The organism is Dissulfurispira sp. (assembly GCF_036745535.1).
Taxonomy (GTDB): Bacteria; Nitrospirota; Thermodesulfovibrionia; order Thermodesulfovibrionales; family Dissulfurispiraceae; genus Dissulfurispira.
Window position 1 is genome coordinate 1 of record NZ_DAIOFX010000014.1, and the last position, 25,379, is coordinate 25,379.

Annotated in this window: 28 protein-coding genes, 1 tRNA gene and 1 pseudogene; 9 read left to right on the forward strand and 21 right to left on the reverse strand. The window is 42.2% G+C overall.

Translation table 11 applies throughout. The annotated features are described in order from the left end of the window. Nucleotides 1-117: 117 nt before the first annotated feature. Nucleotides 118-1,002, forward strand: a complete 885-nt coding sequence (locus V7L97_RS04400; RefSeq protein ID WP_333653687.1) for a glycine--tRNA ligase subunit alpha — start codon at nt 118-120, stop codon at nt 1,000-1,002. Between the two features lie 6 nt (nt 1,003-1,008). Further along, nucleotides 1,009-3,132, forward strand: coding sequence for a glycine--tRNA ligase subunit beta (glyS, locus tag V7L97_RS04405; protein WP_333653688.1), 2,124 nt, complete (start codon nt 1,009-1,011; stop codon nt 3,130-3,132). On the opposite strand, the gene proB is transcribed toward glyS, so the two are convergent. The 6 genes from proB to rplU all read right to left on the reverse strand — a co-directional run bounded on the left by proB (nt 3,124) and on the right by rplU (nt 6,497). Continuing rightward, a complete protein-coding gene (gene proB, locus V7L97_RS04410; RefSeq protein WP_333653690.1) occupies nt 3,124-4,224 on the reverse strand; it encodes a glutamate 5-kinase in 1,101 nt (366 codons plus the stop codon). The two genes, glyS and proB, sit on opposite strands and share 9 nt — an antisense overlap. Nucleotides 4,225-4,266: 42 nt before the next feature. After that, nucleotides 4,267-4,509, reverse strand: a complete 243-nt coding sequence (locus tag V7L97_RS04415) for a DUF2283 domain-containing protein (protein ID WP_333653691.1) — start codon at nt 4,507-4,509, stop codon at nt 4,267-4,269. Further along, a complete protein-coding gene (locus V7L97_RS04420; RefSeq protein ID WP_333653692.1) occupies nt 4,479-4,715 on the reverse strand; it encodes a hypothetical protein in 237 nt (78 codons plus the stop codon). The genes V7L97_RS04415 and V7L97_RS04420 overlap by 31 nt, the downstream gene beginning before the upstream one ends. A gap of 117 nt (nt 4,716-4,832) precedes the next feature. After that, a complete protein-coding gene (gene obgE / locus V7L97_RS04425) occupies nt 4,833-5,831 on the reverse strand; it encodes a GTPase ObgE (protein ID WP_333653694.1) in 999 nt (332 codons plus the stop codon). A gap of 59 nt (nt 5,832-5,890) precedes the next feature. Continuing rightward, nucleotides 5,891-6,169 carry a 50S ribosomal protein L27 gene (gene rpmA, locus V7L97_RS04430; protein WP_333653695.1) on the reverse strand — a complete coding sequence of 93 codons (279 nt, stop codon included), beginning with the start codon at nt 6,167-6,169 and terminating at the stop codon, nt 5,891-5,893. A gap of 13 nt (nt 6,170-6,182) precedes the next feature. Then, nucleotides 6,183-6,497 carry a 50S ribosomal protein L21 gene (gene rplU, locus V7L97_RS04435; protein ID WP_333653697.1) on the reverse strand — a complete coding sequence of 105 codons (315 nt, stop codon included), beginning with the start codon at nt 6,495-6,497 and terminating at the stop codon, nt 6,183-6,185. Nucleotides 6,498-6,878: 381 nt separating this feature from the next. Between rplU and V7L97_RS04440 the strand changes: the two genes are divergently transcribed. Further along, nucleotides 6,879-7,157: an FmdB family zinc ribbon protein gene (locus V7L97_RS04440; protein ID WP_333653698.1), complete on the forward strand. Its 279-nt coding sequence runs from the start codon at nt 6,879-6,881 to the stop codon at nt 7,155-7,157. A 10-nt stretch (nt 7,158-7,167) separates the two neighbouring features. Beyond that, nucleotides 7,168-7,947 (forward strand): sugar phosphate isomerase/epimerase family protein, encoded by a 780-nt coding sequence (locus V7L97_RS04445; protein ID WP_333653700.1) that lies wholly within the window; start codon nt 7,168-7,170, stop codon nt 7,945-7,947. On the opposite strand, the gene V7L97_RS04450 is transcribed toward V7L97_RS04445, so the two are convergent. Genes V7L97_RS04450 through V7L97_RS04460 form a run of 3 tightly spaced genes read right to left on the reverse strand, consistent with a single transcriptional unit; the run spans nt 7,918 to nt 10,736 of the window. After that, on the reverse strand, nt 7,918-9,042 hold the full coding sequence (locus V7L97_RS04450) for a class I SAM-dependent methyltransferase (protein WP_333653702.1): 1,125 nt from the start codon (nt 9,040-9,042) through the stop codon (nt 7,918-7,920). The genes V7L97_RS04445 and V7L97_RS04450 overlap by 30 nt on opposite strands. Then, complete coding sequence (gene nadA, locus V7L97_RS04455) at nt 9,042-10,028, reverse strand: quinolinate synthase (protein WP_333653703.1); 987 nt, start codon at nt 10,026-10,028, stop codon at nt 9,042-9,044. The genes V7L97_RS04450 and nadA overlap by 1 nt, the downstream gene beginning before the upstream one ends. Continuing rightward, complete coding sequence (locus tag V7L97_RS04460; protein WP_333653705.1) at nt 10,029-10,736, reverse strand: lytic transglycosylase domain-containing protein; 708 nt, start codon at nt 10,734-10,736, stop codon at nt 10,029-10,031. Nucleotides 10,737-10,839: 103 nt separating this feature from the next. Between V7L97_RS04460 and V7L97_RS04465 the strand changes: the two genes are divergently transcribed. Continuing rightward, a tRNA-Val gene (locus V7L97_RS04465) sits at nt 10,840-10,914 on the forward strand. A 14-nt stretch (nt 10,915-10,928) separates the two neighbouring features. On the opposite strand, the gene V7L97_RS04470 is transcribed toward V7L97_RS04465, so the two are convergent. The 10 genes and pseudogenes from V7L97_RS04470 to V7L97_RS04515 all read right to left on the reverse strand — a co-directional run bounded on the left by V7L97_RS04470 (nt 10,929) and on the right by V7L97_RS04515 (nt 19,902). Continuing rightward, nucleotides 10,929-11,708: an Ig domain-containing protein gene (locus V7L97_RS04470; protein ID WP_333653707.1), complete on the reverse strand. Its 780-nt coding sequence runs from the start codon at nt 11,706-11,708 to the stop codon at nt 10,929-10,931. Between the two features lie 8 nt (nt 11,709-11,716). Further along, entirely contained in the window at nt 11,717-14,611 is a 2,895-nt protein-coding gene (locus V7L97_RS04475; RefSeq protein WP_333653709.1) for a pilus assembly protein, read from the reverse strand. 13 nt (nt 14,612-14,624) lie between these two features. Further along, entirely contained in the window at nt 14,625-15,092 is a 468-nt protein-coding gene (locus tag V7L97_RS04480; RefSeq protein WP_333653711.1) for a PilX N-terminal domain-containing pilus assembly protein, read from the reverse strand. 16 nt (nt 15,093-15,108) lie between these two features. Then, a complete protein-coding gene (locus tag V7L97_RS04485) occupies nt 15,109-15,828 on the reverse strand; it encodes a PilW family protein (protein WP_333653713.1) in 720 nt (239 codons plus the stop codon). A gap of 19 nt (nt 15,829-15,847) precedes the next feature. Continuing rightward, nucleotides 15,848-16,303, reverse strand: a complete 456-nt coding sequence (locus tag V7L97_RS04490) for a type IV pilus modification PilV family protein (RefSeq protein ID WP_333653715.1) — start codon at nt 16,301-16,303, stop codon at nt 15,848-15,850. Further along, on the reverse strand, nt 16,281-16,769 hold the full coding sequence (locus tag V7L97_RS04495) for a pilus assembly FimT family protein (RefSeq protein WP_333653717.1): 489 nt from the start codon (nt 16,767-16,769) through the stop codon (nt 16,281-16,283). The genes V7L97_RS04490 and V7L97_RS04495 overlap by 23 nt, the downstream gene beginning before the upstream one ends. A gap of 132 nt (nt 16,770-16,901) precedes the next feature. Continuing rightward, nucleotides 16,902-18,254, reverse strand: coding sequence for a sigma-54-dependent transcriptional regulator (locus tag V7L97_RS04500; RefSeq protein ID WP_333653719.1), 1,353 nt, complete (start codon nt 18,252-18,254; stop codon nt 16,902-16,904). Between the two features lie 2 nt (nt 18,255-18,256). Then, nucleotides 18,257-19,105, reverse strand: a complete 849-nt coding sequence (locus V7L97_RS04505) for a two-component system sensor histidine kinase NtrB (RefSeq protein WP_333653721.1) — start codon at nt 19,103-19,105, stop codon at nt 18,257-18,259. Continuing rightward, nucleotides 19,102-19,431 (reverse strand): annotated as a pseudogene (locus tag V7L97_RS04510) (thioredoxin fold domain-containing protein); the annotation flags it as partial. The pseudogene V7L97_RS04510 and the gene V7L97_RS04505, both read right to left, overlap by 4 nt. A 12-nt stretch (nt 19,432-19,443) precedes the next feature. Beyond that, nucleotides 19,444-19,902, reverse strand: coding sequence for a disulfide isomerase DsbC N-terminal domain-containing protein (locus V7L97_RS04515; protein WP_333653722.1), 459 nt, complete (start codon nt 19,900-19,902; stop codon nt 19,444-19,446). 95 nt (nt 19,903-19,997) lie between these two features. On the opposite strand from V7L97_RS04515, the gene scpB reads away from it, so the two are divergent. The 4 genes from scpB to bioB all read left to right on the forward strand — a co-directional run bounded on the left by scpB (nt 19,998) and on the right by bioB (nt 22,984). Next, nucleotides 19,998-20,561, forward strand: coding sequence for an SMC-Scp complex subunit ScpB (gene scpB, locus V7L97_RS04520; RefSeq protein WP_333653724.1), 564 nt, complete (start codon nt 19,998-20,000; stop codon nt 20,559-20,561). A gap of 24 nt (nt 20,562-20,585) precedes the next feature. After that, nucleotides 20,586-21,647: a C40 family peptidase gene (locus V7L97_RS04525; RefSeq protein WP_333653726.1), complete on the forward strand. Its 1,062-nt coding sequence runs from the start codon at nt 20,586-20,588 to the stop codon at nt 21,645-21,647. Nucleotides 21,648-21,668: 21 nt separating this feature from the next. After that, nucleotides 21,669-21,944 carry an acylphosphatase gene (locus tag V7L97_RS04530; RefSeq protein ID WP_333653728.1) on the forward strand — a complete coding sequence of 92 codons (276 nt, stop codon included), beginning with the start codon at nt 21,669-21,671 and terminating at the stop codon, nt 21,942-21,944. A 62-nt stretch (nt 21,945-22,006) separates the two neighbouring features. After that, on the forward strand, nt 22,007-22,984 hold the full coding sequence (bioB, locus tag V7L97_RS04535) for a biotin synthase BioB (RefSeq protein WP_333653730.1): 978 nt from the start codon (nt 22,007-22,009) through the stop codon (nt 22,982-22,984). Nucleotides 22,985-23,072: 88 nt separating this feature from the next. Here the strand turns inward: bioB and ilvD are convergent, their stop codons facing one another. After that, nucleotides 23,073-24,734, reverse strand: coding sequence for a dihydroxy-acid dehydratase (ilvD, locus tag V7L97_RS04540; protein WP_333653732.1), 1,662 nt, complete (start codon nt 24,732-24,734; stop codon nt 23,073-23,075). A gap of 52 nt (nt 24,735-24,786) precedes the next feature. Then, the gene (locus tag V7L97_RS04545) at nt 24,787-25,017 is read right to left on the reverse strand and encodes a DUF465 domain-containing protein (protein ID WP_333653733.1); all 231 of its coding nucleotides are present in this window, start codon (nt 25,015-25,017) and stop codon (nt 24,787-24,789) included. Nucleotides 25,018-25,379: the final 362 nt, after the last annotated feature.

The following is a 25,379-nucleotide window of genomic DNA, read 5'->3' on the forward strand; positions in this document are numbered from 1 at the left end:
TTTATTTAGTATATGCTTACATATACTGTTGTGTCAACAAAAATGGCATTTTATTTGACAAAGGATTCGGTTTTTATATAACATTTCTACTCATTTTTCTGAACCAAAAAGAGATATATGTACTTTCAAAATTTGATTTTAAAATTGCATGAATTCTGGTCTAAGAAGGGCTGCATCCTTCTTCAGCCCTACGATATTGAGGTTGGAGCAGGGACATTCCATCCTGCAACATTCTTCAGGGTGCTTGGCCCGGAGCCGTGGAAGACAGCCTATGTAGAGCCATCGAGAAGGCCTACAGACGGAAGATACGGCGAAAATCCGAACAGGCTTCAGCATTATTACCAGTATCAGGTCATACTAAAACCATCTCCCCTTGAGAGCCAGGAACTCTATCTCGAAAGCCTTTCACATATCGGCATAGACCCTTTAAAGCATGATATTCGTTTCGTCGAAGATGACTGGGAGTCTCCAACCCTCGGCGCATGGGGCCTCGGGTGGGAAGTCTGGCTTGACGGCATGGAAATAACGCAGTTCACATACTTCCAGCAGGTCGGAGGAATAGACCTGAAGCCCGTATCCGTAGAAATAACCTACGGCCTTGAAAGAATAACCATGTATTTGCAGGAAATCGACAATGTCTTTGATATAGAGTGGTGCAAAGGGATCAAATATGGCGAAATACACAAGCAGGAAGAAGTAGAGTTTTCAAAATTCAATTTTGACCACGCAAATACGGAATTACTCATAACACAGTTCGACTCCTACGAAAAAGAGTCTAAAAACATGAACGAGTTGGGACTGGTGCTTCCGGCATATGAATATTGCCTGAAATGCTCGCATACGTTTAATCTCCTTGATGCGCGTGGTGTCCTCTCCGTAACAGAGAAAACCGGTTACATCGCGCGGGTGAGGGCCCTTGCAAAGCTCTGTGCAGAGGCATTTCTAAAACAAAGGGAAGACAAGGGATTTCCTCTTTTAAAAACAGTAATGAGTGACCGGTGATGAGTTATGAGTAAAAAAATAGAAAAAACAATTGATAATAATCCATCACCCATTACCCATCACCCGTTACTATTATTAGAAATAGGAACAGAGGAGATTCCGGCACGGTTTCTTCATGATGCCATCATAAAACTGAAGGAAAACGCTGAAAAAATATTCTCTGAACACAGGCTGCTTTATAAATCCATAAAGACATATGCCACTCCGAGAAGACTATCCATGATCGCAGAAGTAGATCCGGTGCAAGAGGCAGCAGAAAGAGAAGTATGGGGCCCTCCTGTGAATGCTGCGTTCGACAAGGACGGCAGGCCCACAAAGGCAGCGGAGTCATTTTCAAAGACGCACGGCTTGCGTGTTAAGGATTTAATCAAAAAGGAAAAGGGTAAAGGAAATTATGTTGTGGCAGTAATCAAAGAAACTGCGCAGCAGACAATAGATCTGTTGCCCGAAATACTGCAAAAACTCGTTTTATCACTAAACTTTCCAAAATCAATGAGGTGGGGCAGCGGCAGTCTGAGATTTGCCAGGCCGATTCACTGGATATTTGCAATATACAACAACAAAAAGATTTCCTTTGAGATAGACGGTCTGAAAAGCAGCAACATGACGAGGGGACACAGGTTCCTCTCTCCTGCAGCCTTTGAAATAAAAGATTGCAAGGCATATATCAATCTGCTCAGGAATAATTTTGTTATCCTCGATCCCGATGAACGAAAGAAAATAATCGTGGATGGCGCACAAAAACTCGCATCATCTGTGAATGCCTCTTTGATGGAAGACGCAGACCTCCTTCAACATGTAACATATCTTGTGGAATACCCGGTGCCGGTGCTTGGAACTTTTCCAGTAGAATATCTATATCTGCCGAAGGAACTGCTTATAACAGTAATGAAGGGGCACCAGAAATATTTTGCCCTTCAGGATGCTCATGGCAAACTCACAAACCATTTCATCATTGTGAGCAACACCAAAAATGACAATGCAGAGACTATTAAAAAAGGCGCCGAGAAGGTCATAAAGGCACGCTTTGAGGATGCACGTTTTTATTATGAGGAGGATAAAAAAATCCCTCTTAATAAAAGAGTTGAGGAATTGAAAAAGGTCATTTACCACGAAAAGCTCGGAAACCTTTATGACAAGAGTTGCCGGATAGCCTCAATTGCAGATTTCGTGGCGGATAAATGCTGCCGACAGCTTGAACGATTTGAACAGTTTAAACAGGATGTTCATACCGCGGCCTTATTGTCAAAGACCGACCTTATTTCCGGCGTTGTGGGGGAATTCCCGGAACTGCAGGGAATAATGGGAGGTTATTATGCATTAAATGACGGCTATAACGAAGATATTGCAAAGGCATTGTCAGAGCAATATCTTCCGGCCTTTTCAGGGGACAGGCTTCCCGAAACCAGCATCGGGTCAATTCTAAGCCTTTCGGATAAGCTGGACAATTTAGCGTCCTTCTTTATGTTAGGGCTCACGCCAACAGGCACTGAGGATCCATTTGCTCTGAGAAGACAGGCATTGGGAATAATCTCCATACTCATAAAGAACCGTTACAACCTTAATATTTTCGAACTACTGGATAAGTCATTGCAGGCATTTGAGCTTGATAATAAAGAAGTCCTCATGAATGACCTCATCAAATTTTTTGAGCAGAGAATAGAGCCTTTGTTCCAGTCACACGGCTATCCCCTTGATTCCATATCTGCCGTCATGAACTTTGTTAAAGACAAGCCGCTTTACACTGTAAAAGAAAGGCTCGATGCCATACAGAAATTTAAAAAAGACTCCGATTATGAGTCATTCATCCTCGCTATTAAAAGGGTCAACAACATCTCTCCCAAAAATGAAGTGCCTCCTGTAAATACAGAGATGTTCGTACAGGAAGAAGAAAAAAATCTTCATGAAGAGGTGGAATCCATAACTCCTGAGATAAACTCACTTCTTGAGGAGAACAAATATTATGATGCGATCAGGCTTTTATCGAGCCTCAAAGAATCCATAAACAGGTTCTTTGACAAGGTGCTCGTGATGGATAAAAATGAGGAGATAAAACAGAACCGCCTTTCATTGATTAAGAATATACAGAAGCTTGTGCTTCAGATTGCAGATTTTTCGAGATTAGCTTAATAACACGAGATTGTCCCTGTGCGCTACTTCGTCGGAATACTTATAGCCGAGGATTGTTTCTATCTCGGTGGTCTTTTTGCCTTTTATTTTTTCTGTGTCATGTGATGAATAATTCACTATGCCCTTTGCAATGCGGTTGCCGCGAAGGTCGACACAATAAACAGCATCTCCTGTATCGAACACACCTTCAACTCTTATGATACCGGACGGGAGAAGGCTTTTGCCTGACTTCAGGATGGCATTGACAGCGCCATCATCGATGACAAGGCTTCCCTTTGGTTTTATGGCATAGGCGATCCAGCCTTTTTTGGATGAAATCTTCTTTATCTGCGGCTTGAATTCAGTGCCAATGTGAATACCTTTCAGGATCGCTACTATAAGCCCTTTTTTTCTGCCGCTTACGATATTAACCTTTATTCCATATGACACAGCCTCTTTCGCTGCAAGTATTTTTGAATACATGCCTCCTGTACCAACAGCACTTCCGGCGCCTCCTGCCATTGCTTCAAATTCAGGTGTAATCTCACTTACAAAAGGGATTATTTTTGCATCAGGATTTTTATTGGGGTCAGATGAATAAAGCCCTTCCACATCAGAAAGGATAATAAGCCTCTCTGCATCTATTAATCCCGAAACAAGGGCAGCAAGCCGGTCATTGTCTCCGAATTTGATCTCATCTGTTGCAACAGTATCATTCTCATTGATTATCGGTATTATTCCGTAAGAGAGAAGTGTGATAAGGGTGTTCTTGGAATTAAGATACCTGCCCCTTTCAGAGAAGTCATCTCTTGTGAGGAGCACCTGTGCAACCTTTTTGCCGAAATCGCCGAAACTCTTCTCATATGCCCACATAAGGGAAGACTGTCCAACTGCTGCTGCAGCCTGCTTGAGCTGTATATCTTTTGGTTTTTCCTTTAAGCCAAGTTTTTTCATGCCTGCAGCAACAGCGCCAGATGAAACAACCACAACTTCATAGCCAGCCTTGCAAATATCGGATATATCCTTTGCAATGGAATGAATCCTTTTTTGGTTCAATCCGCCTTTTTTGTCAGTGAGTATGTTGCTGCCGATTTTTATGACTATCCTGCTCATAATAGGTATTTTTTAGGACATCAAGGATTTTCCCCAATGTTCCTATTCCCTCTTTGATGCCTCAAGCACAGTTATTCCTACCAGCTCATTGTCTTTATACCTCAACAGAATTCCGTCTTTCAACATTTCAGAATCGGTTGCCCTTTGGGGTCTTTTAAAGCTGATATAAAGGACATCGGCTTCTTTGTCATAATCTATCCACATCTTTGTTTCAGGCATTTTAATGATATGCGATATAGCCTTTATCGCTTCACTTACTGTTTCTTCAACTGCTGCCGTTGCCATACCAGCACCTCTCTTTCAAGTTTTAATTTTCTCGTAAAATAAGCAGTTATAATAAAACCATCCGCCTCGCTAACCTCTTTATATATTACAGCCAGAAACCTTCTTTCATCAAACTTTTTTAGAGCAATCAATGCTCCTTGATATCCCGACAAAATAAAATCCGGTTCTTCGACTGTTTGCAATACGTCATCGTAAAAGCCGGCCATATCATCATGGTTTTCAACAATATGAAGCCACCTTTCAGAAGTCAATCGTATTGGTATTCTATTTTTAGAAAGTACAGTATCCATATGTTTATAGATTGTTAATATCAGAAAGCTCTTTTACTCTTTTACTCTTTTTGCCAAATACATTACCAACTCCTTTATCCCTTCGCCTGTTGCAGAAGATATGGGGAAAAAGTCCAATCTCTTATCTTTGCAATACTCTTTAAGCCTATTCAATCTGATTTTATCATGGGCAATGTCAAGCTTTGTGCCTGCCACTGCCATGGGCTTATTCAAAAGCTCAGGACTGTATAATACTAATTCCCTGTTTATCTTTTCAAAGTCTTCTACAGGGTCGGTTGCCAAAATATCGGAAATATCCACAAGATGAAGGAGAACGGATGTCCTTTCAACATGACGTAGGAACTGGAATCCAAGTCCGGCGCCCCTGTGTGCCCCTTCTATAAGACCGGGGATATCGGCAACTACAAAGCTCCTGAAATCTTCCAATTTTACAACGCCCAAATTAGGCACGAGCGTGGTGAAGGGATAATCGGCTATCTTTGGTTTTGCAGAGGATATAACAGAGATTAATGTTGATTTGCCTGCATTGGGGAGTCCAATCAAACCAACGTCAGCAAGGAGTTTAAGTTCGAGGACAAGCCATTTCTCTTGTCCCTTTTCACCGGGCTGGGCAAATTTCGGGGCCTGCCGTGTAGGTGTTGCAAAGTGGGCATTCCCAAGCCCTCCCCTGCCGCCTTTTGCTGCAATCACCTCTGCATCATGATGATCGAGGTCTGCGATAACCTCTTCAGTTTCTGCATTTTTGATAAGCGTACCAACAGGAACAGGGATTATCCTGCTTTCTCCGTCTTTGCCGTGCTTATTGCTTCCCTTTCCGTGTTCTCCTTTCTCTGCCTTGTATTCCCGCTGGTATCTCAAATCAAGAAGGGTATTTAATTCTTTTGTCGCCTTTATGATTATATTTCCGCCTTTTCCGCCGTCGCCACCGTCAGGCCCTCCTCTCGGGACGTACTTTTCCCTGCGGAAGCTCACACAGCCCCTTCCGCCGTCTCCTGCCTTCACATGAATCTTTACGTAATCAATGAATTTCATAAACAAAAAAGGCAGGTCAATTTGACCCGCCTTTAAACCCTTTCTCTATTTATTTTCAGTTACACATTAACTGCTGCCTGAACTTCCACAGGATATACGCTGATCTTCGTCCTTGTCTTATCCTTTCTTTCATACCTGACAACACCGTCTATCAATGCAAAAAGCGTGTCGTCAGAACCTTTGCCGACATTGTTGCCCGGATGAAACCTTGTTCCGCGCTGTCTTACGAGTATATTTCCTGCACGGACAACCTGTCCTCCAAACCTCTTTACACCGAGTCTTTTGGACTTGCTGTCGCGGCCGTTCCTTGAGCTTCCGACTCCCTTTTTATGTGCCATCTTTATCCTCCGCCTATGCTATGGTTATTTCTTTAATTTTTAAGGTCGTATACTGCTGCCTGTGCCCCCTCAATTTCCTGTGAGCCTTCTTGGGTCTCGGACCAAAGACAAGCACCTTGGGCATCCTGCCTGCCTCTACGATCTCAGCCTTTACGCTTGCGCCCTGAACATAAGGCTTGCCGTAAACTATTTTATCATCCTTTGAGACCATTAAAACCTTATCCAATATTACCTCGGAATTAATATCTCCCGTGATCTTTTCAACGCAAACCTTATCGCCAGCAGAAATCTTTATCTGCTCTCCGCCTGTCTGTATAATTGCATACATAATATCACCTCCGAATTAATTAGAGATTAATACTTAACCTGAATTTGCACAAAAAAGTCAATAATTAACACTGCTGAAATCCGCTCAAAGCCATTTCATTGCCATGTTCTTGACCTATCTAATCAAGCTTGGTTATATTTATAGAGTGATTTGTAAGGCAATCACTGCTCCAGGACTTTAAAAAGTCCTCGTTCATGTGCATATGAGAGATAACAGATGCATTATCCATCAAGTATCCAATGCAGTAGATGACGGATACAAGATAGAAGTTTACACAAGTGCGGAGTTTAAAGTCTTTCCGCAGCACCTGCCTTACAAATATGAATACAGAATCGCTCAATTTGGGTGCGATATAATCTTAAATTTCAGGAGGTATCAACCATGCCAATATACGAATACGAATGTCTCGAGTGCGGAAAAAACCGTGAGGTGATCCAGAAATTCAGCGATGAACCCTTAAGCACATGCCCTGACTGCGGCGGTCAGGTGAGAAAGCTTATATCGAATACATCTTTTGTATTGAAAGGGAACGGGTGGTATGTGACAGACTATGCATCATCGGAAAGGAAAAAGGGGATGGATTCTGAAAAAGACGCCTCGGAAAAGAAATCTTCAGAAACAAAGACAGGGACAAAGAAAGAAGCAGTTGCCGCAAAATAACCATATAAACATGATCTCTCCCCATATCCATGTCCCCTATGAAAAGATAGAGGACTACATAAATTTTATCAAGAAAAACAGACTGGATCTCGAAATCTACTTCAATTCAACTGCCCTCGATTGCATTAATGCCGACTCCATTGTCAAACTCAAAAACATATTCGATTACAACCCATCGCTTTCATTTCATGCTCCATTCATGGACCTTTCACCGGGGGCTATAGATTCAAAGGTGAGAAACGCCACCATTGAAAGGTTCAATCATATCCTCGATATTGCAGAGGCATTAAAACCCAAAGCCGTAGTTTTTCACTCCGGCTACGAAAAATGGAAGTATGCCCTGAAGGTAGAGGTCTGGCTTGAAAAAAGCATCCAGACATGGAGGCCTTTAAACGAAAGAGCAAAAAATATCGGCGTAAAAATAGCCATTGAAAATATATTCGAAGACGAACCATCGAATCTAAGGTTATTAATGGAACAGATAAATTCCGATAATTTCGGGGTATGCTTCGACACAGGGCACTGCAATCTATTTTCGAACGTTTCACTGGTGAGTTGGCTTAAAGAAATCAAGAAATACATTATTGAGCTACATCTTCACGACAACGACAAAACTGCTGATCTGCATCATCCAATCGGGGATGGGAGTTTTGATTTCAACACCTTGTTCTCTGAATTAAAAAACAATAATTGTATTTATACAATCGAGGCACATACGCCGGAACGGGTGTTAAAAAGCATAGAAAAGTTAAAGGAATATTCACAGGTATTTCAGTTGATTCCTGAATGAAAATCCTCTTAATCTCGGCTCGTCTTTCCCCTTATACTGAATCATCACTTTATGCGATTCGCCCATGCCCTGAGGCAGGATCAATCCCTTGATCTTAGCTACATCAAAAACATCAGGCGAATCTCCATAAAGCTCCTTTATTATCTCATCAATTCCCAGCGATACGAGATAAGTGCCTTGCGGACAGAAACCTATGGTTTTTAAACCCAACTCATCTCCCCATTTTTTAAGAGACGAAAAATTCACATGGGCAGTCAAATCCTGTTCTCCTATGTTCTGATATGGATTTTCATTTATCTGGTGATGATAATAACAGAGCAAAGTCCCTCTATTCCTGTCTTCACTGTAATAATCCTGCGCAGGATAACCATAGTCTATTGTCAAAATAAAACCTTCGAAGAGTTTATTACTGACCTCACTCAGCCAATCCTTAATTTTCAGATTAACCTCGGTTTTGTAACCTTCTGGCAGCTCAATGCCGAATTCATTGAGGTATTTTTTAACTTCAACACTGCACGGCATTTTTATTTCGACTAAATCATCTCCGTCTATAGATACATAAATTTCCTTCAGCTCGTTATCGGGGTTATTTGACACCTCAATGAGCCTGACAGGAAAGGCATCCAATAGTTCATTGGACAAAAAACAGCCTGTAATGGGTTTTAGTTCGTTTATATGAGAGACCCATTTAACTTTATCCGAAAATTCTGAAAGCAGTTCCTGTTGTTTTGCTCTTACTGTTGGATTTATCTCGACTATCGTATATTTAAGATACTTAAATATCTCTTTTTCTTCTAAATATTCAAGCATGTCCTTTGCCAGATAGCCCATGCCGGCTCCCATTTCAACGATATGAAAAATCTCAGGCTTTCCGATGGCTGTCCACATCTCCTCCATCTGCCTGCCTATCATTGCGCCGAATATGGAATGGAGATGAGGGCTTGTATAGAAATCCCCTGTCCTGCCTATCTTTGTGGAATCCTTTGTGTAATAGCCAAGCCCGGGATAGTAAAGGACCATTTCCACGAAGGTTTCGAAATTGATGGGACCTTCTGATTTTATTCTTTCGATAATTTTTTCTTTAAGAGGAGACACTACTTTATTTCAAGCATCCTGTCCAATGCCCTCCTGGCAGGAATCCTTATCTCTTCGGAAACCTTTATCACATTCTTCATCCCTCTCAGCACAGTGAGGATGCTGTTAAGCGTAGTCTTTTTCATATTAGGGCAAACCATATCTTTCCTCAGTGGATAGAAAATCTTATCGGGATTTTCCTTCTTCAGCCTGTGCATAAGCCCGGTCTCTGTGCCAACAATGAATTCCTTTGCATCAGACGATTTTGCAAACCTGAGCATCCCCGATGTGCTCGTGACATGGTCTGCAAGTTCAAGAACCTCAAGCCTGCATTCGGGATGTGCCATAAAAACAGCGTTTGGATATTCCTCTCTTGCCTTTAAAACATCTTTTTGGGTAATTCTGTCATGGACATGGCAGAAGCCGTCCCATGCGATTATTTGTTTTTTCGTATTCTTTTGGGCCCACATGGAAAGATTCCTGTCGGGTATGCATATCACTCTTTCATCGGTCAGGGATTCTATCACCTTCACAACATTGGCGGATGTGCAGCATATATCGCTTTCTGCCTTTACATCGGCAGTTGTATTTACGTAGGCAACAACAGGCACTCCCGGATATTTTGCCTTTATATCCCTTAGGGTAAATTCATGGGGGAATGCAAATGCCGGCTGGGTCTCATATCCAGGAAATGTCTTCCAGACCTTTCTCGGAGAACTTACCTGAATCATGTCTGCCATAGGACACCCTGCATCCAGTTCAGGTAAAAGTACTGTCTTGTTGGGCGAAAGTATGGAGGCGCTTTCGGCCATGAAATGCACTCCGCAAAAGACTATCACATCGCAGTCTATTTCTGCTGCGGTCCTTGACAGCTCAAGGGAGTCTCCCACAAAATCAGCAATATCCTGCACCTCATCTCTCTGATAATTATGGGAGAGGATTATGGCATTTCGTTCTTCCTTTAATTTTAAAATTTCTTCTCTTACAGCTTCGATCTCTTTTGACACCTAAAATCCCTGTTCCCCATACGAACTGGCAAGGTATGAATTGGTAAAAAGTATAGTGCCGTCTTTTAATACCATTTTTTGAATTCTGTTTTCTCTTCTTGTCTCCGGAAAATCTATATTCACTGCTGATCCATTGCCTCTGGAGTAATAATTTATAACCCGTTTAACATATGTGATAGTCTCTGGAATAGGCGGTACGCTTTTTATTCTCTCCACCAGCTTTGGCCCTGCATTATACGCAGCAAGAGCAAGGGTGAGATTTCCATTGAACTTCTGAAGCAAATATTTAAGATAACGTATTCCACCATCTATGTTAGCCTCTGGATTAAAGGGATTGCTGACACCCATAATAGAAGCAGTTGAAGGCATCAATTGCATAAGACCCTGTGCCCCTTTTGGAGAGACAGCATTAGGATTCCAGTTAGACTCAGCCTTTATTACAGCCTTTACAAGCTGCGGGTCGATATTATGCCGCCTCGCTTTTTCTTCTGCCATATTATGAAACCTTTCACTACCGACATATATCCTGGTATATTCTTCATTTGGCTTCTGATAAGATTTTTTCTCTTTCATTACAACACTGCCATTTCTGTCCATCGGCGCATTGGTGAAATATATTGTCCCATCATCCGATATGTATTTATAAATATCAGCATGGGATTCCAAGTCCGAAAATAACACAAGCATTATGACTAATAGAGCAACCATTTGTTCAAATCATACCATGCAAATGTACCTTCATTCAAGCATTTTCAGCCTTTATCTTGACAAAAACATGCCTTTTTGGTTTTAATGAATATCTTAATTATGTAGGCGCGTAGCTCAGTGGGAGAGCGCTACCTTGACACGGTAGAGGTCAGGGGTTCGAAACCCCTCGTGCCTACCATTTCTTTCTGAAACCTATTCAACTATAAACTCAAAAGTTTTCGTTGTCTTAACTCCGTCTATATCAGTAGCTGATGCCCTGAATTTGTATATTCTTTTCTCTTTCTCTTTCGGCTTCCATGTTATTTTTCCTGTTTCTTTATTAATTGTAATTCCTTCCGGGTACGGTTCTTCAAGAGAGAAAGTCACTTTATCATTGTCTGGATCTTTACTTACGAGTTGTAGTTCGATTGTATTATTCAGCTTCTGCTTCGTCTCCCTCAATTCCAAAGATGGCGGAGCGCTATGAACAACAATAAACATACTCTCGTACGGATAGCCCTCAATACCGTCTGCATAGGGGGTTGCTATGACACTGATTTGGTCTTTTTTCTTAAACAGGCCCGCTGACAATGTATCTCCCTTAACACCATCTACTGTCTTTCCATTGATCTTCCATTGATACATGCAGGTAATCCTGCCGTCTCCCTTGTAACTACTCGTTACCTCAGCTTTTATATCGTCAAAAATAGTAGGTTGTTCAGGGATGAACTTTATGGACTTAATTATAGGACGCTCTATATCGTCCCTGCTCTTTTGCCCAGGCAGTTTTCCTTTAATATCTCTTTTTTCCACTTCGAAAGGAGACAATGGTTTTTTTATTCCTTTATCACCTTCAATTTTTTTATCTGGCGGGACTGAAAAAGCATATAAAATCAGAATGACAAAAACACCCACTACAGCAAGGACTATGTAAATATTCCATAGTCTTTGTCGTCTTTTTCTTGCATTTTTTTTTGTTTTTACTGTTTTCAAATAATAACCTACTGCACCCTTCTATCCTTCCAGTAAAGTATATTGGTTCTGTTTGAAATGCCCGGAGGATTAAAGTTCACTCTTATTGTGCTTGCATCCTGGCCGGCGCCTCCGCTGACAGTGACATAGAGGTCTACAGGCAATCCGCCTCCCGGCTTTAGCGATATTATTGGCGCCGATGCAATACCGACACCTATGTCTATACTTCTTGCACCTCCTGATAACACACCAGTACAATTCTGGTAGTTTATTGCATATAACCTTGAGATCCCTGCCTGATCACAGGCGCTGGCGCTTGTAGATGGAACATAGGTAGTAAAGTAAACGACTCCACCAAAGATCGTAATGTCAGATAATGCCTTTTCCCTGCCTGTAAAGTTTATATACCATCCATTGTCAGTCTCGCTGTTACATTGCTGCACGGCAGATGTTACATTATTCAAATTACTAAGGGTATACGTTGTAGTGCGGTCATTGTCCTTAATTCCCAGTACCTTTTCATTTGTACTTGGAGCAGTTGGGTCTGTTTTATCACCTGTTGCCCAGTAAACCCACAAATTGCCGCTTGCGTCCTTGGCTATAGTTGCAGAATTATAAACAGGTCTTGAGCCTTCTCCGCCTCCCCGTGCATCAAACAATAAACTTCCACTCCAATTGGTTGTGCTGCATGAAGAACCCTGTCTCGATGTGCAGAATTTAAATCTCCACATATTGCCGCCCAGATCCCCGACATAGGCAGTATCAATAAAACCGTCGTTGTCAGTGTCAACAATGGCAGGATGTGCTGGTATGCTGTATGCCATGGTTGTGTTATCAGCCCTTGTGTAGCTCCATAAAATGTTTCCATTGCTCAGGTCTACCACATAAAATCCTTTCCCTCTTGTATCGCAGCTTCCTCCGCCAGCACAATTAGCAGTATTATATCCTCCTCCTATAAAACCAACCCACTTCTCATTGCCGCTGATTTTTACTCTCCCAAAAGCCATCCTGCTCCAGGGTTCTCCAAGATAAGGGGCATTGGTAGATGTAGGATTTATGCGCCATTTATATACAGGGCTGATCGTATCTGTAAAGTCAAAGGCATAATAGCCGCAGTAATACTGATATGTTGAAGAGTATGTTGCGTTAAAACCTGAATCGCAGGAAGATGATGAACTCCAAAGTGTTGTGCCAGCGCCCCTGCCTTCAGAAAATACAACCAGTGTTTTCCAGTCAGATGCGGACTTGGTTGTACCGCTGCCAGAGCCAAGCCACACATCAGAAGCGCTCACAGGACCATCAACAAAATATTGGTGTGATAGCCCCGTTGGGTGAGATGAATGTGCAATGTTTTTAAGCTTGGGCAACAAATTTGGTGGAATAAAACTCCAGTATTCAGAGCCGTCGGATGTCCTGAAGGCATGGAACTGCCCGTCATTGGCGCCTGTTACTATTACCCTTCGGTTATTTGCCGATGTCCTTTGATTGTTTGATCTAAATGTAGAAAAGGCATTATTTGTATCAATCGCATCGCTGAAATAAGCCGAAGGCGTTCCGATTGTTATTGGATTGGAGTGGAATATATCGCCCAATTTCCAGTTGTCTGGATTATATGCAGGTTCTCCACGAATATATCCAACAACAGCATCCCTTTCAGCAGGTGTTGTAACACCTAAGTCTGCTGGGGTAATGTTTGTTGTATTGAAGTCAATTAGTGAACCTCTCTTGTAAGTCTTAATATTTCTGCTCGATGCTGCTGTTGTCTGTAAAACAGTGCCAGCGTCCCATATCATGCTTCCAATAGTGCCGTCAGCATTTATATTGTATTTCTTCAAATGTCCGAGCCAGAAGGGGTCATTATTTACAGGCTGAAACGATGCCTCATAGATATAGTTTTCATCAGTAATCCTTGACGATGAAACAGATGCAACTGAAAATGAATAGGTCGCCTCCCTTATAATGTTAAATGCCTGTTTGAGTGCAGTGGAGAGGTCAGTGGCATTAGCTGCAAGGAACGCATACCCAGAGAGTGCTGCGCTGCCAGGGTCATTGGATGAACCTTCGTTGCAAGGGTTTGAAGAAGGGGTAATGGCATTTGTATTCCCTGAATTTGCAGCAAGGGGATTATCTGTCCCCCCATAATAGGCAGCCCAGTTCAGCGTGTTCTCCAGACTGTCCGGCATATCTGCGCCGAACCCTACTACGAACACTTTATATCCTGCATCTGCAAGCTTTTTTGCACGCGCAACAGTAGCCTTTCTCCTCTTATACATATCGGTCTGATTTTCGAAGCCATTGCCGTTGCACGCAAAGGTGTCTTCCCCATCAGTTATAAGCACTACGAATTTCTTACGGCATGCACCGGCGCTATCAGATGCCTTATGTACGTCAAGATAAAGTTTTGCCTCATTTAATGCGGACGCTAGAGGAGTTCCCCCCCTGGCACTCTCTCCATTAACACTGGAATAGATAAGGCTGTAGCTTGATGAGCCTATCTCCCTTATCAAACTATTACAACCGCTGGTATAGCTACCTCCTGTATCATCGCTGTTGCAGTCATAAAATCTCATGTATCCCATTCTTATGCCTAAGCTGGTCTCATCACTGCTATTGATAACATTATCATTATTATCATCAAGGAGGTCAAAGATTGCCCTTTTTGCAATGGCAAGACGACTGCAATTAGTATTGCGATTAGGGTCTGAGGCGCTATATGAGGCATAAAAAGTTCCTGTGCATGAAGAATTCCCCCAGATATTGGTTCCCCCAGCAGGGTTCCGGTTCATGCTGCCTGATAAATCAAGGACAATCAAGGCATCAGGTTTTACAGTAGTAAAAAGGGCTGTTTCATCAGAATATGCATTGGAAATAAAAACGAAACATAGCGATGCAAAAACTAATAGAATTTTCTTTATATTGAACATAATGTTTTACCTCCTATCTATATGCTGTCGTTATCTCAATAGGCCCGTATCCAACACCTACATCTACAGTAACGCTGCTTGCATACCTTGTATTTGTTCCTGTCACGCTTACATTATATCTTGCCTGTCCCCACTGCTGACCTCCTCCTATGGCATAGCCAGCTAAAGGTAATGGCGGAAGACCAGCGGAACTAAGGCTATTGACCGTGTAGCGGGAATCAGGGTCTGTAGCAGCGTCAACCTGAACATTTGTGACAACACCAGCGGCAAGGTTATCAGGATTAAAGTTTTGAATTGTCCTGTGAATGCCTGCCTCTGCAGCAGAAAATGCCTTTTTCTCTCCTGTGACTCTCGTGCTTACCCTGATGTCCTGCGTTGTTATAGTGAAAACAAGCACTCCAACTGCTGTAATTATTAAGATAGCAAGGAGTGCTGCAATAAGGGCAAAACCTTTTTTGTTCTTTATTTTTAATTTCTTCATAATCGACCTCAAATGTTTATTGGCTGATTGCATGGTTCCTCGGTATTACACTCGTTGAATAAATCATTCTTCTCCTCTGCCCTGTATTCGGGTCTATTTTATCCGTTTCCACTGCAATGGTTATGTCTATTCTTCTTATATCAGGGACATTTGCAGTTGCAGTGCCTGCTCCGTTGTAATACCTGAACATAGGAATGCCGAGCGTATTATTAATAACCCTTACAGTTCTTAGAGTGTTATTATTATCGCATCTGCCATCACCATTTGCATCAGTACAGCCTAAAAACTCAAAGGCATTTCCACAATTTGTTGAACGGGTAATTCTCTGGTTTGCTGTATCATAGACATAGCTTATTATTTCATTAGAATTGTCGCATATACTTCCGCTTTCGTTTATATCCATCTCCACTGTTATTTTATTTGCAGTAGCATCACGAATCCCTTTATCTGTATCTGCCCCTGCAGATACACAGTTGGTAGTACACCCAACAGGGTTACGCCATATAGTATTCAAGGCATATGTTGGGTTATAAGACGCCATTCCTATTTCCAATGCCATAAGCTCAAGCACAGCCCTTGCATCCTGCTGGGCTGCGGTCTTTGCTTCAATTGCAACAGATGACCTTTGGCCGGACTGGACAGCAACATAAATAGCACTCAACAGTAACAGTCCTATGGTGATTGCGAATAAAATCTCTACGAGGGTAAATCCCTTTATATTGCCTGCTTTCTTCATATTGTTTTACCCATGCCTGTTAGTATGTAATCGCTACCGAGCCGTCAGTACATCCTGAAGGAAATCTGAACGGCTCCTGCCTTGTAACAATAATACTCTCTCTAATTCCTGTATTATTACCAGTCCATGTAACTCTAACTGTTACCCTCCATACATTGGTACCAATCGATGTAATGGTCGGCGTTACAGTAAATGTTACATCACCTGATTGAGCAGCTCCCATCCCGCTCACCCTAATATTTCTTGCCGGACCTGCTGTAACAACATTACACGGGTTCATTATTAATGACTCTATAGTCTCAAGTTCTTCATGCAATACTCCTGCTGCCCTGCCCAGATGATCAGACCTTCCTGCGAGCAGCCATCCCTGCGGCTGCATGGAGATAAGCGCCATAACGCCTATCATGGTCAGAAAAAGTGCAATTAGCACCTCTATCATGCCCAAGCCTTTTTTATTGCAAATTAAATTGAACACCTGTTCTCCCTGTAATGTTTGTTGTTATGGTAGCTGTAGAATTTCTGCCATTGGTAAGCGCAACGTTTCCTGCCTCAGTAGTTCCCCTTGTCTGAAAATTAATAGTTGAATTAGCTCCGAATGCTGCGTTTGTAATCCTGATGTCATTTCCAAAAGTTGTAGGGGTCTTTGTTTGAATGACAGAATATCCTGCTGTGCAGGAAGACCCAGTATTGTTGCACTGCTCAATCGTATAGGTATTTGCCGGATTAATATTAAAAGCTATTCTATACATCCTGTTTTCAGCTATAGCTCTTTCCTTATAAAGAAAAACATCCCCCATGATGTCCCTCGCTGCACTTTTCAGCCTTGAGTTAGTAGCATACCTCTGTAGTTGCGGTATGGCAATTGCTGCCACAACGGCGATTATTCCAATTGTTACCAAAAGCTCAACAAGTGAAAAACCTTTTTGTCCAATTTGTTTCACAAATTTAATTATAGCAATTAAAATGCCATAAGAATAGAGTTTGGATTATCTTTGATTTTTAAAGGAATTCTAAAAGGTATGTATCTTTAATTTATGTAGCGCGATTCATAATGATATGTATGTCATTACATATTAACCAATGCCATATTCCTTTATCTTATTGAGGAGTGTCTTATAGCTGACCTTGAGAATCTCTGCTGCCCTGCTTTTGTTTCCTTGTGTCTGTCTGAGGGCATTTTCTATTCTTGTCTTCTCGGCAGACCTTGCTGCGGATTCTGCAACCTCGTGTAATGATGCCGCATCTAAATTGATTTTTTCTTTTACATCCATAACGAAACTAAAATGTTCAGGCAAAAGGGCTGCGCCATCGCACAGGATAACTGCCCTTTCTATCACATTTTTCAGTTCCCTTACATTACCCCTCCATTCATGGCTCAAAAGAATACTTTCGATTTCAGGTGGAATTAAAGGCTCATTTTTGTTCATTTCTCTACAAAACTGTGAAACAAAATAGCGTGCAAGAGGAATAATGTCTTCCCCCCTCTCCCTCAATGGCGGTATAACTATGGGAAATACATTCAGTCTATAAAACAGGTCTTCCCTGAAGCGTCCTTCAGCAACCTCCTTTTCAAGATTTTTATTACTCGCCGCAATTATCCTTGTATCAATCTTTATTGTCCTGGTGCCTCCCACTCTTTCAAATTCATTTTCCTGAAGCACTCTTAAAAGCTTTGATTGTAGAGGCATTTCCATATCCCCTATCTCATCGAGGAAAATTGTGCCTTTATCTGCCAGTTCAAATCTCCCCAATTTTATCTCTGCTGCGCCTGTGAATGCACCCTTTTCATGTCCGAAGATTTCGTTTTCTATTAAATCTTTGGGAATTGCTGCACAATTGACTGCAACGAAGGGTTTTTTTGACCTCTGGCTCAGATGGTGTATTGTCCTTGAGATAAGCTCTTTTCCTGTTCCGCTCTCTCCGAGGATTAACACTGTGGTTTTAAGTGGCGCCACCTTTTTCACCTTTTCCATTATTTCATTCCATGCCCTGCTTACTCCTATCATCTCGGGCATTTTTAAAAATTTATGGAACTCTTTTTTCAGTATGATGTTTTCTTTCTCGATAGTCCTCTCTCCTATTGCACGTTTTATTATCAATAAGAGATGGTCGGGATCAAATGGTTTTGTGATAAAGTCATATGCACCTTGTTTTACTGCCTTAACAGCAGTCTCGATGCTCCCGTAAGCGGTCATTACAATCACTGGAATGAAGGGAAAGCCTTCCTTTATTGTCCTCACTATCTCCATGCCGTCTCCATCGGGCAGTCTCAGGTCTGTAACCACAGCACTCAAGTCGGATGTGAGTAAATTAATTCCATCCTTGATAGTATAAGCCGTTCTTACATCAAAACCTTCGGATTGAAAGGTCTTGGTCAGCATATCCGCCATGCTCTTTTTGTCTTCAACTATTAGAATTGTTTGCATAGTCACTCTATAGGTAAAAACACCCTGAAAGTGCTGCCTTCCCCCTCTCTGCTTTCCACGCTGATATTGCCCCCGTGTTCTGTCACTATCTTCTGCACAAGTGCCAAGCCTATTCCTGAACCCTTATCCTTTGTGGTATAAAACGGCATGAATATTCTGTCCACATCATTCACGGGGATACCGGCTCCATTGTCTCTCACAACAATAAATACACCCTTCTTATTTAAAGAAACGCCCTTCTCCACATCTATCCACACACTATCGCCTGCATCAATGGCATTATGGACAAGATTTTTTATTGCCTGCTTTAGCAGGGTTTCATCACCCTTTATTGAAACATCATCCAATAAACTAAAATCTATTTTATCAGCAGAATCACCCATACTTTGAATAACATCCTTTATGGATTTTGTGAGGTTTATATCGATTTTTTTTATCGGCTCTGACCTCGAAAATTTAAGCAGCTCCTCCATAACACGATTCATATCTTCAATTTCGTTGAGAATACCCTGAACGATTTCTCTTCTCCGGTCGTTTTCATCAAGGCTCTTTAAAAGGAGTTTTGTATAGCCTGCTATTACACCCATGGGGTTTCTGAATTCGTGTGCTATCCCTGCGGACACTTCTCCGAGCGCAGCAAGTCTCTCCTTTATTACAAGCTGCTCTTTAAGGGATTTTATTTCGTCTCCGAGTGCCCGGAATGCATTTACAACGGTATTTATCTCCGCACTTTCTGTTTTTGTTTCTTCTTTCTTCAAAAGGCGGGGCAGGAATATTGCAACTATAAAGAGTAATATCAGAAATACCGAGGCTGTTAGGAAAATAATGAGGATATCGGGACCGGCTTTCATTGCCTCCCGTTAATAAGTTCTATGAGTTTATCCGCAGGCATTGTTCCTGAATAGATATTGCCATCGGGCATTATCATTGTAGGAGTGCCTGTAATGCCGAGGGATCCGGTTAGTTTTATGTTATTATCTATTTCCTTTGTGTCGCAATCGGTTTTAGGAATGGGTTTATTTTCGAAATTGTCCTCAAGCATATTCAAAGATTTATTGCATACAATACTCTTGGATTTCCAGTATGCATCCTTATGCATTTTCAGTGGAAACAGTTTTACATAAAATACAATGTCCTTTCTCTTTTCCAAAACCTTCTTCATCTCCTGATGAAGTTTCCCGCAGTACGGTCAATCAGGGTCTGTAAATACAATCACCTTTTTTGGCGCACGGGCGTTGCCCATGACCAATGCATTGTTTATCGGTATCTTTGAAACATCTGCCTTTCCTGCAGGAATCCTCTGGGCGCTTTCCGCAGTTTTATTTGAGCCGGTATCTACTTCAATAATTTGACCTGAAAGGAGATACTTTTTCGAGAAATCCACATAAAAAATACCCTTTTTGCCATTATCCTCTATGGATATTTCCCATAGGCTCTTTACAGGGCTCAACTGTATATTCAGAATTTTTGCACGGGAGAGATTCATCTTCTTCAGGATGCCGTTAGCTTCCTGTGTGCTTAAGGAATGGCACTTCTTGCAATCACCCTCGCAACCTCCGTTGCTAAAAGAATAGGCAAAGGTAGAGGTAAAGGTTAAGAATAAAAAAACAGTGAAAATGAAAAATAGAATCAATCCAAATCTCTTCATTCTTATTTTCTCCTTTACCTTTACCTCTGCCTGTTTCTATGATAAATAACTTTTCCTTTGAATTGCAAGGCATTTTTTTGTTATAATCTTGGGCAATGGAAGAATCGGTAGTATCGGCAGCAACATCAGACAACAGGCACATGCATAAGTCAGCCCTCGAGGCCTTGCTGTTTGTTGCTGGAGAGCCTGTTCCTGTCAGCAGCCTCGTTAAGGCAACCGAAATGCCGGAGTCCGAAATCAAAAAATTAATGGAGGAGCTAATATCGGACTACAAGGGTAAAAACTCTGGCATACTGATCGTGGAGGTTGCAGACGGCTACCAGATGGTCACAAACCCGGATTTTTCCATGCGGGTAAAAAAATTCAAAAATATAAACCAGTCGAGCAAGCTCTCTCCCCCAACATTGGAGACACTGGCAATAATAGCCTATAAACAGCCGATAACTAAATTAGAGATAGACCAGTTACGGGGTGTCAACTCTGATGGCGCTGTTAAAAGTCTGTTGGATAAAAGACTTATTAAGATTGTGGGCAAAAAAGAGACTCCGGGCAGACCGTTTCTTTACGGCACAACAAAGGAGTTTTTGCAATATTTCGGTCTTAAGAATTTAAGCGATTTACCGCCGATTAATGATTTTTTGAAGGATGAAGCAGCATAAAAGCTTAAAGGGGGGAAGATATTAATGAAAAAAATGTATGTAGTGCTTTTTATCGTCTTCCTTTATATGACATCCGCTGTTCATGCTGAAACCTACACTGTAAAAAATGGCGATTCTCTCCATAAGATCGCAAAAAAATTCGATGTCTCTGAATCCGAGATAAAGAAGGCCAATAACCTGAAGTCCGACAAACTTAAGGCAGGGACAAAACTGTCCATCCCCAACAGCAAAATTTATCACACCGTAAAAAAAGGCGACACACTAGAGAAGATTGCAAATAAAACAAACAAACTTAAGGCAGGCCAGCAGATTTTAGCAAAGAAGAAGTCCCGTGATATCGAAGAATCCCGCAAGGCGTTTTATAAAGAGAAGTCCGCTCGGGACGCAGAAGATGAAAAGACATATACGGTTAAAAAAGGAGACAATATCTGGAGGATTGCAAAGAGATTCGATTTAAGCGTGGATGAGCTTAAAGAACTGAATGACTTAACGAGCACCTCTCTTAAAACCGGTCAAAAACTTGTTGTTTCAAGAACAACCCCCGAACCAAAAGAACCTGAAGACATAAAATCCATAAAGGCGAATTATGACAGGAAGGCAACGCCTGTCATAACATCCGCAAGATTGGAAGAGGTAAAAGAGCTGTCGAACTCCAAAGACCTTTCAAAGATGAGCATAAAAGAAAGGCTCATACTGTTTGCCAAGAAGATGCTGCATCTACCGTATCGATTCGGAGGCAACGGCTCCTTCGGGCTTGACTGTTCTGCATATGTGCAAAGGGTATACAGCATCGCAGGGATTGAGCTGCCCAGAAGTGCACGGGAGCAATTCAAGATTGGAGAAGCAATTGATAAAGAGGAACTCGCCATAGGAGATTTAGTATTCTTCAGGACGTATGCATCTTTCCCATCCCATGTTGGTATCTATCTCGGCAATAACTTGTTTATCCATGCTTCCACAATGTCCAAGAGGGTGACAATAGACAGCCTTGAAGAACCTTATTATGCTAAGAGATTTATTGGTGCAAAGCGACTCATTCCGGAAGATGAAGTCAAGATAGCCGAGACACCCACAAAAGAGAATTAGACCTTCAGGTATTATAGACTCATGAAAACAAAGGCGCATCTCTATATCTCAGGAAGGGTTCAAGGCGTGTACTACAGGGCATTCACGCAGGAAGTTGCCGACTCCCTCGGACTAAAAGGATGGGTTAGAAATCTCCCTGACGGAAGGGTGGAAGCAGTCTTTGAGGGAGAGCGGGAGCTCATCGAAGAGGCTATATTGAAATGTAAGCAAGGTCCGCCTTACGCAAATGTCACGAATATCGATGTCACATGGGAAAATCAACCGGAGGGCTTCAGCGATTTCAGTATCAGGTATTAATTACGTAAACCAACCGATTCTCTTTAGTTGACATTCATGCCGCTTTTGCGAAAAAATAATCTGTGATTAACAGCCTGAGAGATAAGATATTAAGCGGATATTCAATAACTAAAGAAGAAGCACTCCAGATTGTTCAAATTCAGCATTCAAACCCCGGCCTTCAGCCTTATTTCGACCTATTCGCTGCAGCCAATAAAATAAGGGAAACATTCAGAAGAGATTCCGTTGACCTTTGTTCTATTATCAATGCCAAATCAGGCGCATGCCCCGAGGACTGCTCCTACTGCGCCCAGTCATCAAAGAGCAAGACAGACATTCCTGTCTATCCACTCGTCAAAAAAAATATGGTAATCGATAAGGCAAAAGAGGCAAAGGACGCCGGCGTGAGAAGATTCTGTATTGTTACAAGCGGCAGAAAGGTCGGTAAAAACGAGCTCAAAGAAATATCATCGATGATTGAAGACATACGAAATATTGGTCTCCTTCCATGCGCAACACTGGGGCTTATGGGCAGCGATGAATTGTCATTCCTTAAACAAAGCGGTCTTGAACGCTACCACCATAATCTCGAAACCTCGGAAAGGTTCTTCCCTGAAATTTGCAGGACCCATACATATGACGATAAGCTGAAAACGATAGATGCGGCCAGATCCGCAGGCCTTTCCATATGCTCGGGAGGCATTTTCGGCATGGGAGAGACATGGCAGGACAGGATAGACATGGCCTTTGCCGTAAAAGAACTGGATGTGGATTCTGTGCCGATTAATTTTTTGATACCTGTTAAAGGCACATCAATGGCTGAAATGGATTTCCTCCACCCGTTTGAAGCCCTTAAGATCATAAGCCTTTACAGGTTTATCCTGCCAGAAAAGGAGATAAGGGTCTGCGGCGGTAGAATGCAGATACTCGGCGAATTCAACTCAATGGTCTTTATGGCAGGTGCAGACGCCCTTCTCACAGGAAACTATCTAACAACAACAGGCAGGACATACAAAGACGATCTGAGGCTTATAGAGCAATACGGATTAAATATAATTTAAATATAATTTAAACATGACACTACAGCAGTATGTGACCGCCTTTTGCAAAATTAATCAGTCGCGCCTCCCATTACTCCAATACTCCATTTTATTCTCCCATTACCGCCCCGTTGCCTGCTGAACTGACAAGCCTCGCATATCTGGCAAGATAACCATGCCTTATTTTGGGCGACGGCTGCCTCCATTGAGAAAGCCTCTTTTTAATCTCTTCATCGGAAAGCAAGACATCTATTTTCCTTTTCGGAATGTCTATCCTGATCCTGTCGCCATTTTTTAATACAGCGATAGGGCCTCCTTCCATTGCCTCCGGAGATATATGGCCTATACAGGGGCCCCGTGTGCCGCCTGAAAATCTGCCGTCGGTTATAAGGGCAACAGATTCGCTGAGTCCCATGCCGGCAATTGCGGATGTAGGAGAAAGCATCTCTCTCATGCCCGGCCCGCCCTTTGGGCCTTCGTATCTGATAACAATAATATCCCCTGCCTTTATATTGCCACTCAATATGGCCTTCATTCCGTCTTCTTCTGAATCGAATACCTTGGCCGTTCCTTCAAATTTCATCATGTTTTTGCTCACTGCTGTCTGTTTAACCACTGCACCATGAGGAGCAAGGTTCCCTTTGAGGATCGCTATCCCGCCCTCTTTATGGTAAGCCTTATTTAGCGGTCTGATGACTTCCCCGTTCATCACCTCTGCCTGCTCGGCAATCTCAAAGATATTCTTACCTGAAACTGTTGGATTTTGATTAAGCATATCCTTTAATCTCTTCAAAACAGCTGGAATTCCTCCGGCATAATCAAGGTCTTCCATATAATACTGTCCCCCTGGAATCATGCTGGCTATGTGGGGTGTTTTTCTGCTCAGCTCATCAAAAACCTCAAGTGATAGTTTAACTTTAGCCTCGTAAGCTATTGCTGGAATATGTAAAACAGTATTTGTAGAGCCTCCGAGGGCAAGGTCAACCATAATCGCATTCTTAAATGCCTTATCCGTCATTATCTTTCTTGGTGTAATGTTCTTTCTTATTAACTCCACAATCTTTACGCCGCTCTCAAAGGCTATTCTCTTTTTATGTGCCAGAACAGCAGGAGATGTGGCACAGCCTGGCAGGCTCATTCCGAGGGATTCGGTAACACATGCCATTGTGTTGGCAGTATACATTCCCTGGCACGAACCAGCCCCGGGACAGGCGCACATTTCAAGTGCCTGCAGTTCATTATCTTTTATCAGACCTCTTTTGTATTTGCCAACAGCCTCGAATGTATCACTTGTAAGGTTCAGCCTTCTGCCCATGTAATGTCCTGAAAGCATGGGACCTGCGGTAACCACAATACTCGGTATATTTAGCCTTGCTGCAGCCATAAGCATGCCCGGGGTTATCTTATCGCAGTTGGTGAGAAGCACAAGGCCGTCAAACTGATGGGCTTCTGCAATGGTTTCTACCATATCTGCGATCAATTCCCTCGAAGGGAGGGAATAATGCATTCCCCTGTGTCCCATGGCAATTCCATCGCATATTCCGGGGATGCCAAAGAAGAACGGATAGCCGCCGCCTGTATGGACGCCCTTTTCGATAAATCTCTCGAGGTCTCTCATTCCTACGTGACCGGGAATAATATCCGTAAAACTGGTTGCGACACCGATAAAAGGCTTGTTCATCTCGCTCTTTGGAATGCCTGTTGCATAAAGAAGTGCCCTGTGCGGAACCCTTTCAAGACCTTCCTTTATAGTCCTGCTCCTTTTGGCCATACAAATCCCCTTTCAGTTTTTAAAGTGCAAATCAAAGATTGTAAACCTGATTTTAATTCAGCGAATGATGCTTTTTGTACTCCCTTATCAACTCGGCTATCTTATCCTTTTTATAGAGCTTTTCCTTTTTAATCCTGCGCATTTCGGCTTCTTCTTCAGGTGTAAGGTAGAGTTTTTTGTTAAATTCTAATAATTGGTTATCAAGTTCTCTGTGTTCTTGATAAATGCGTCTGAACTCCTCGTTTTCCCTTTTTAAGGCCTCTACGACGTCTTCTTCTCTCATGACAGCCTCCTTCGGGCATAAGGGGGACTTTCGTCCCCCTTATAAAATCCCCCTATAGTTTTTTATAGATAGTGAATTCATTAACTAATTTTACAACAAACTCATAAAAAAAACATTACCCTGCCCTGTTATCATAATCCGCAAAGAAACTTTCTAATACAGAGATAGCAGGTGTGCCGAAAAGCCTTAAATAGCGATACCTTAGAGCCGAACACTCCCGCCATTTAAAGACAATTTCAGTATCATGTATTACATTCAGCAGAAAAACAGGCAATACGGTTTCTCATCGCATTATTTAAGGCTTTGAGTGCATACCTGCTATCTATGTTTACGAATTTAGGTCTGTTACTCCTCTTTGGAAA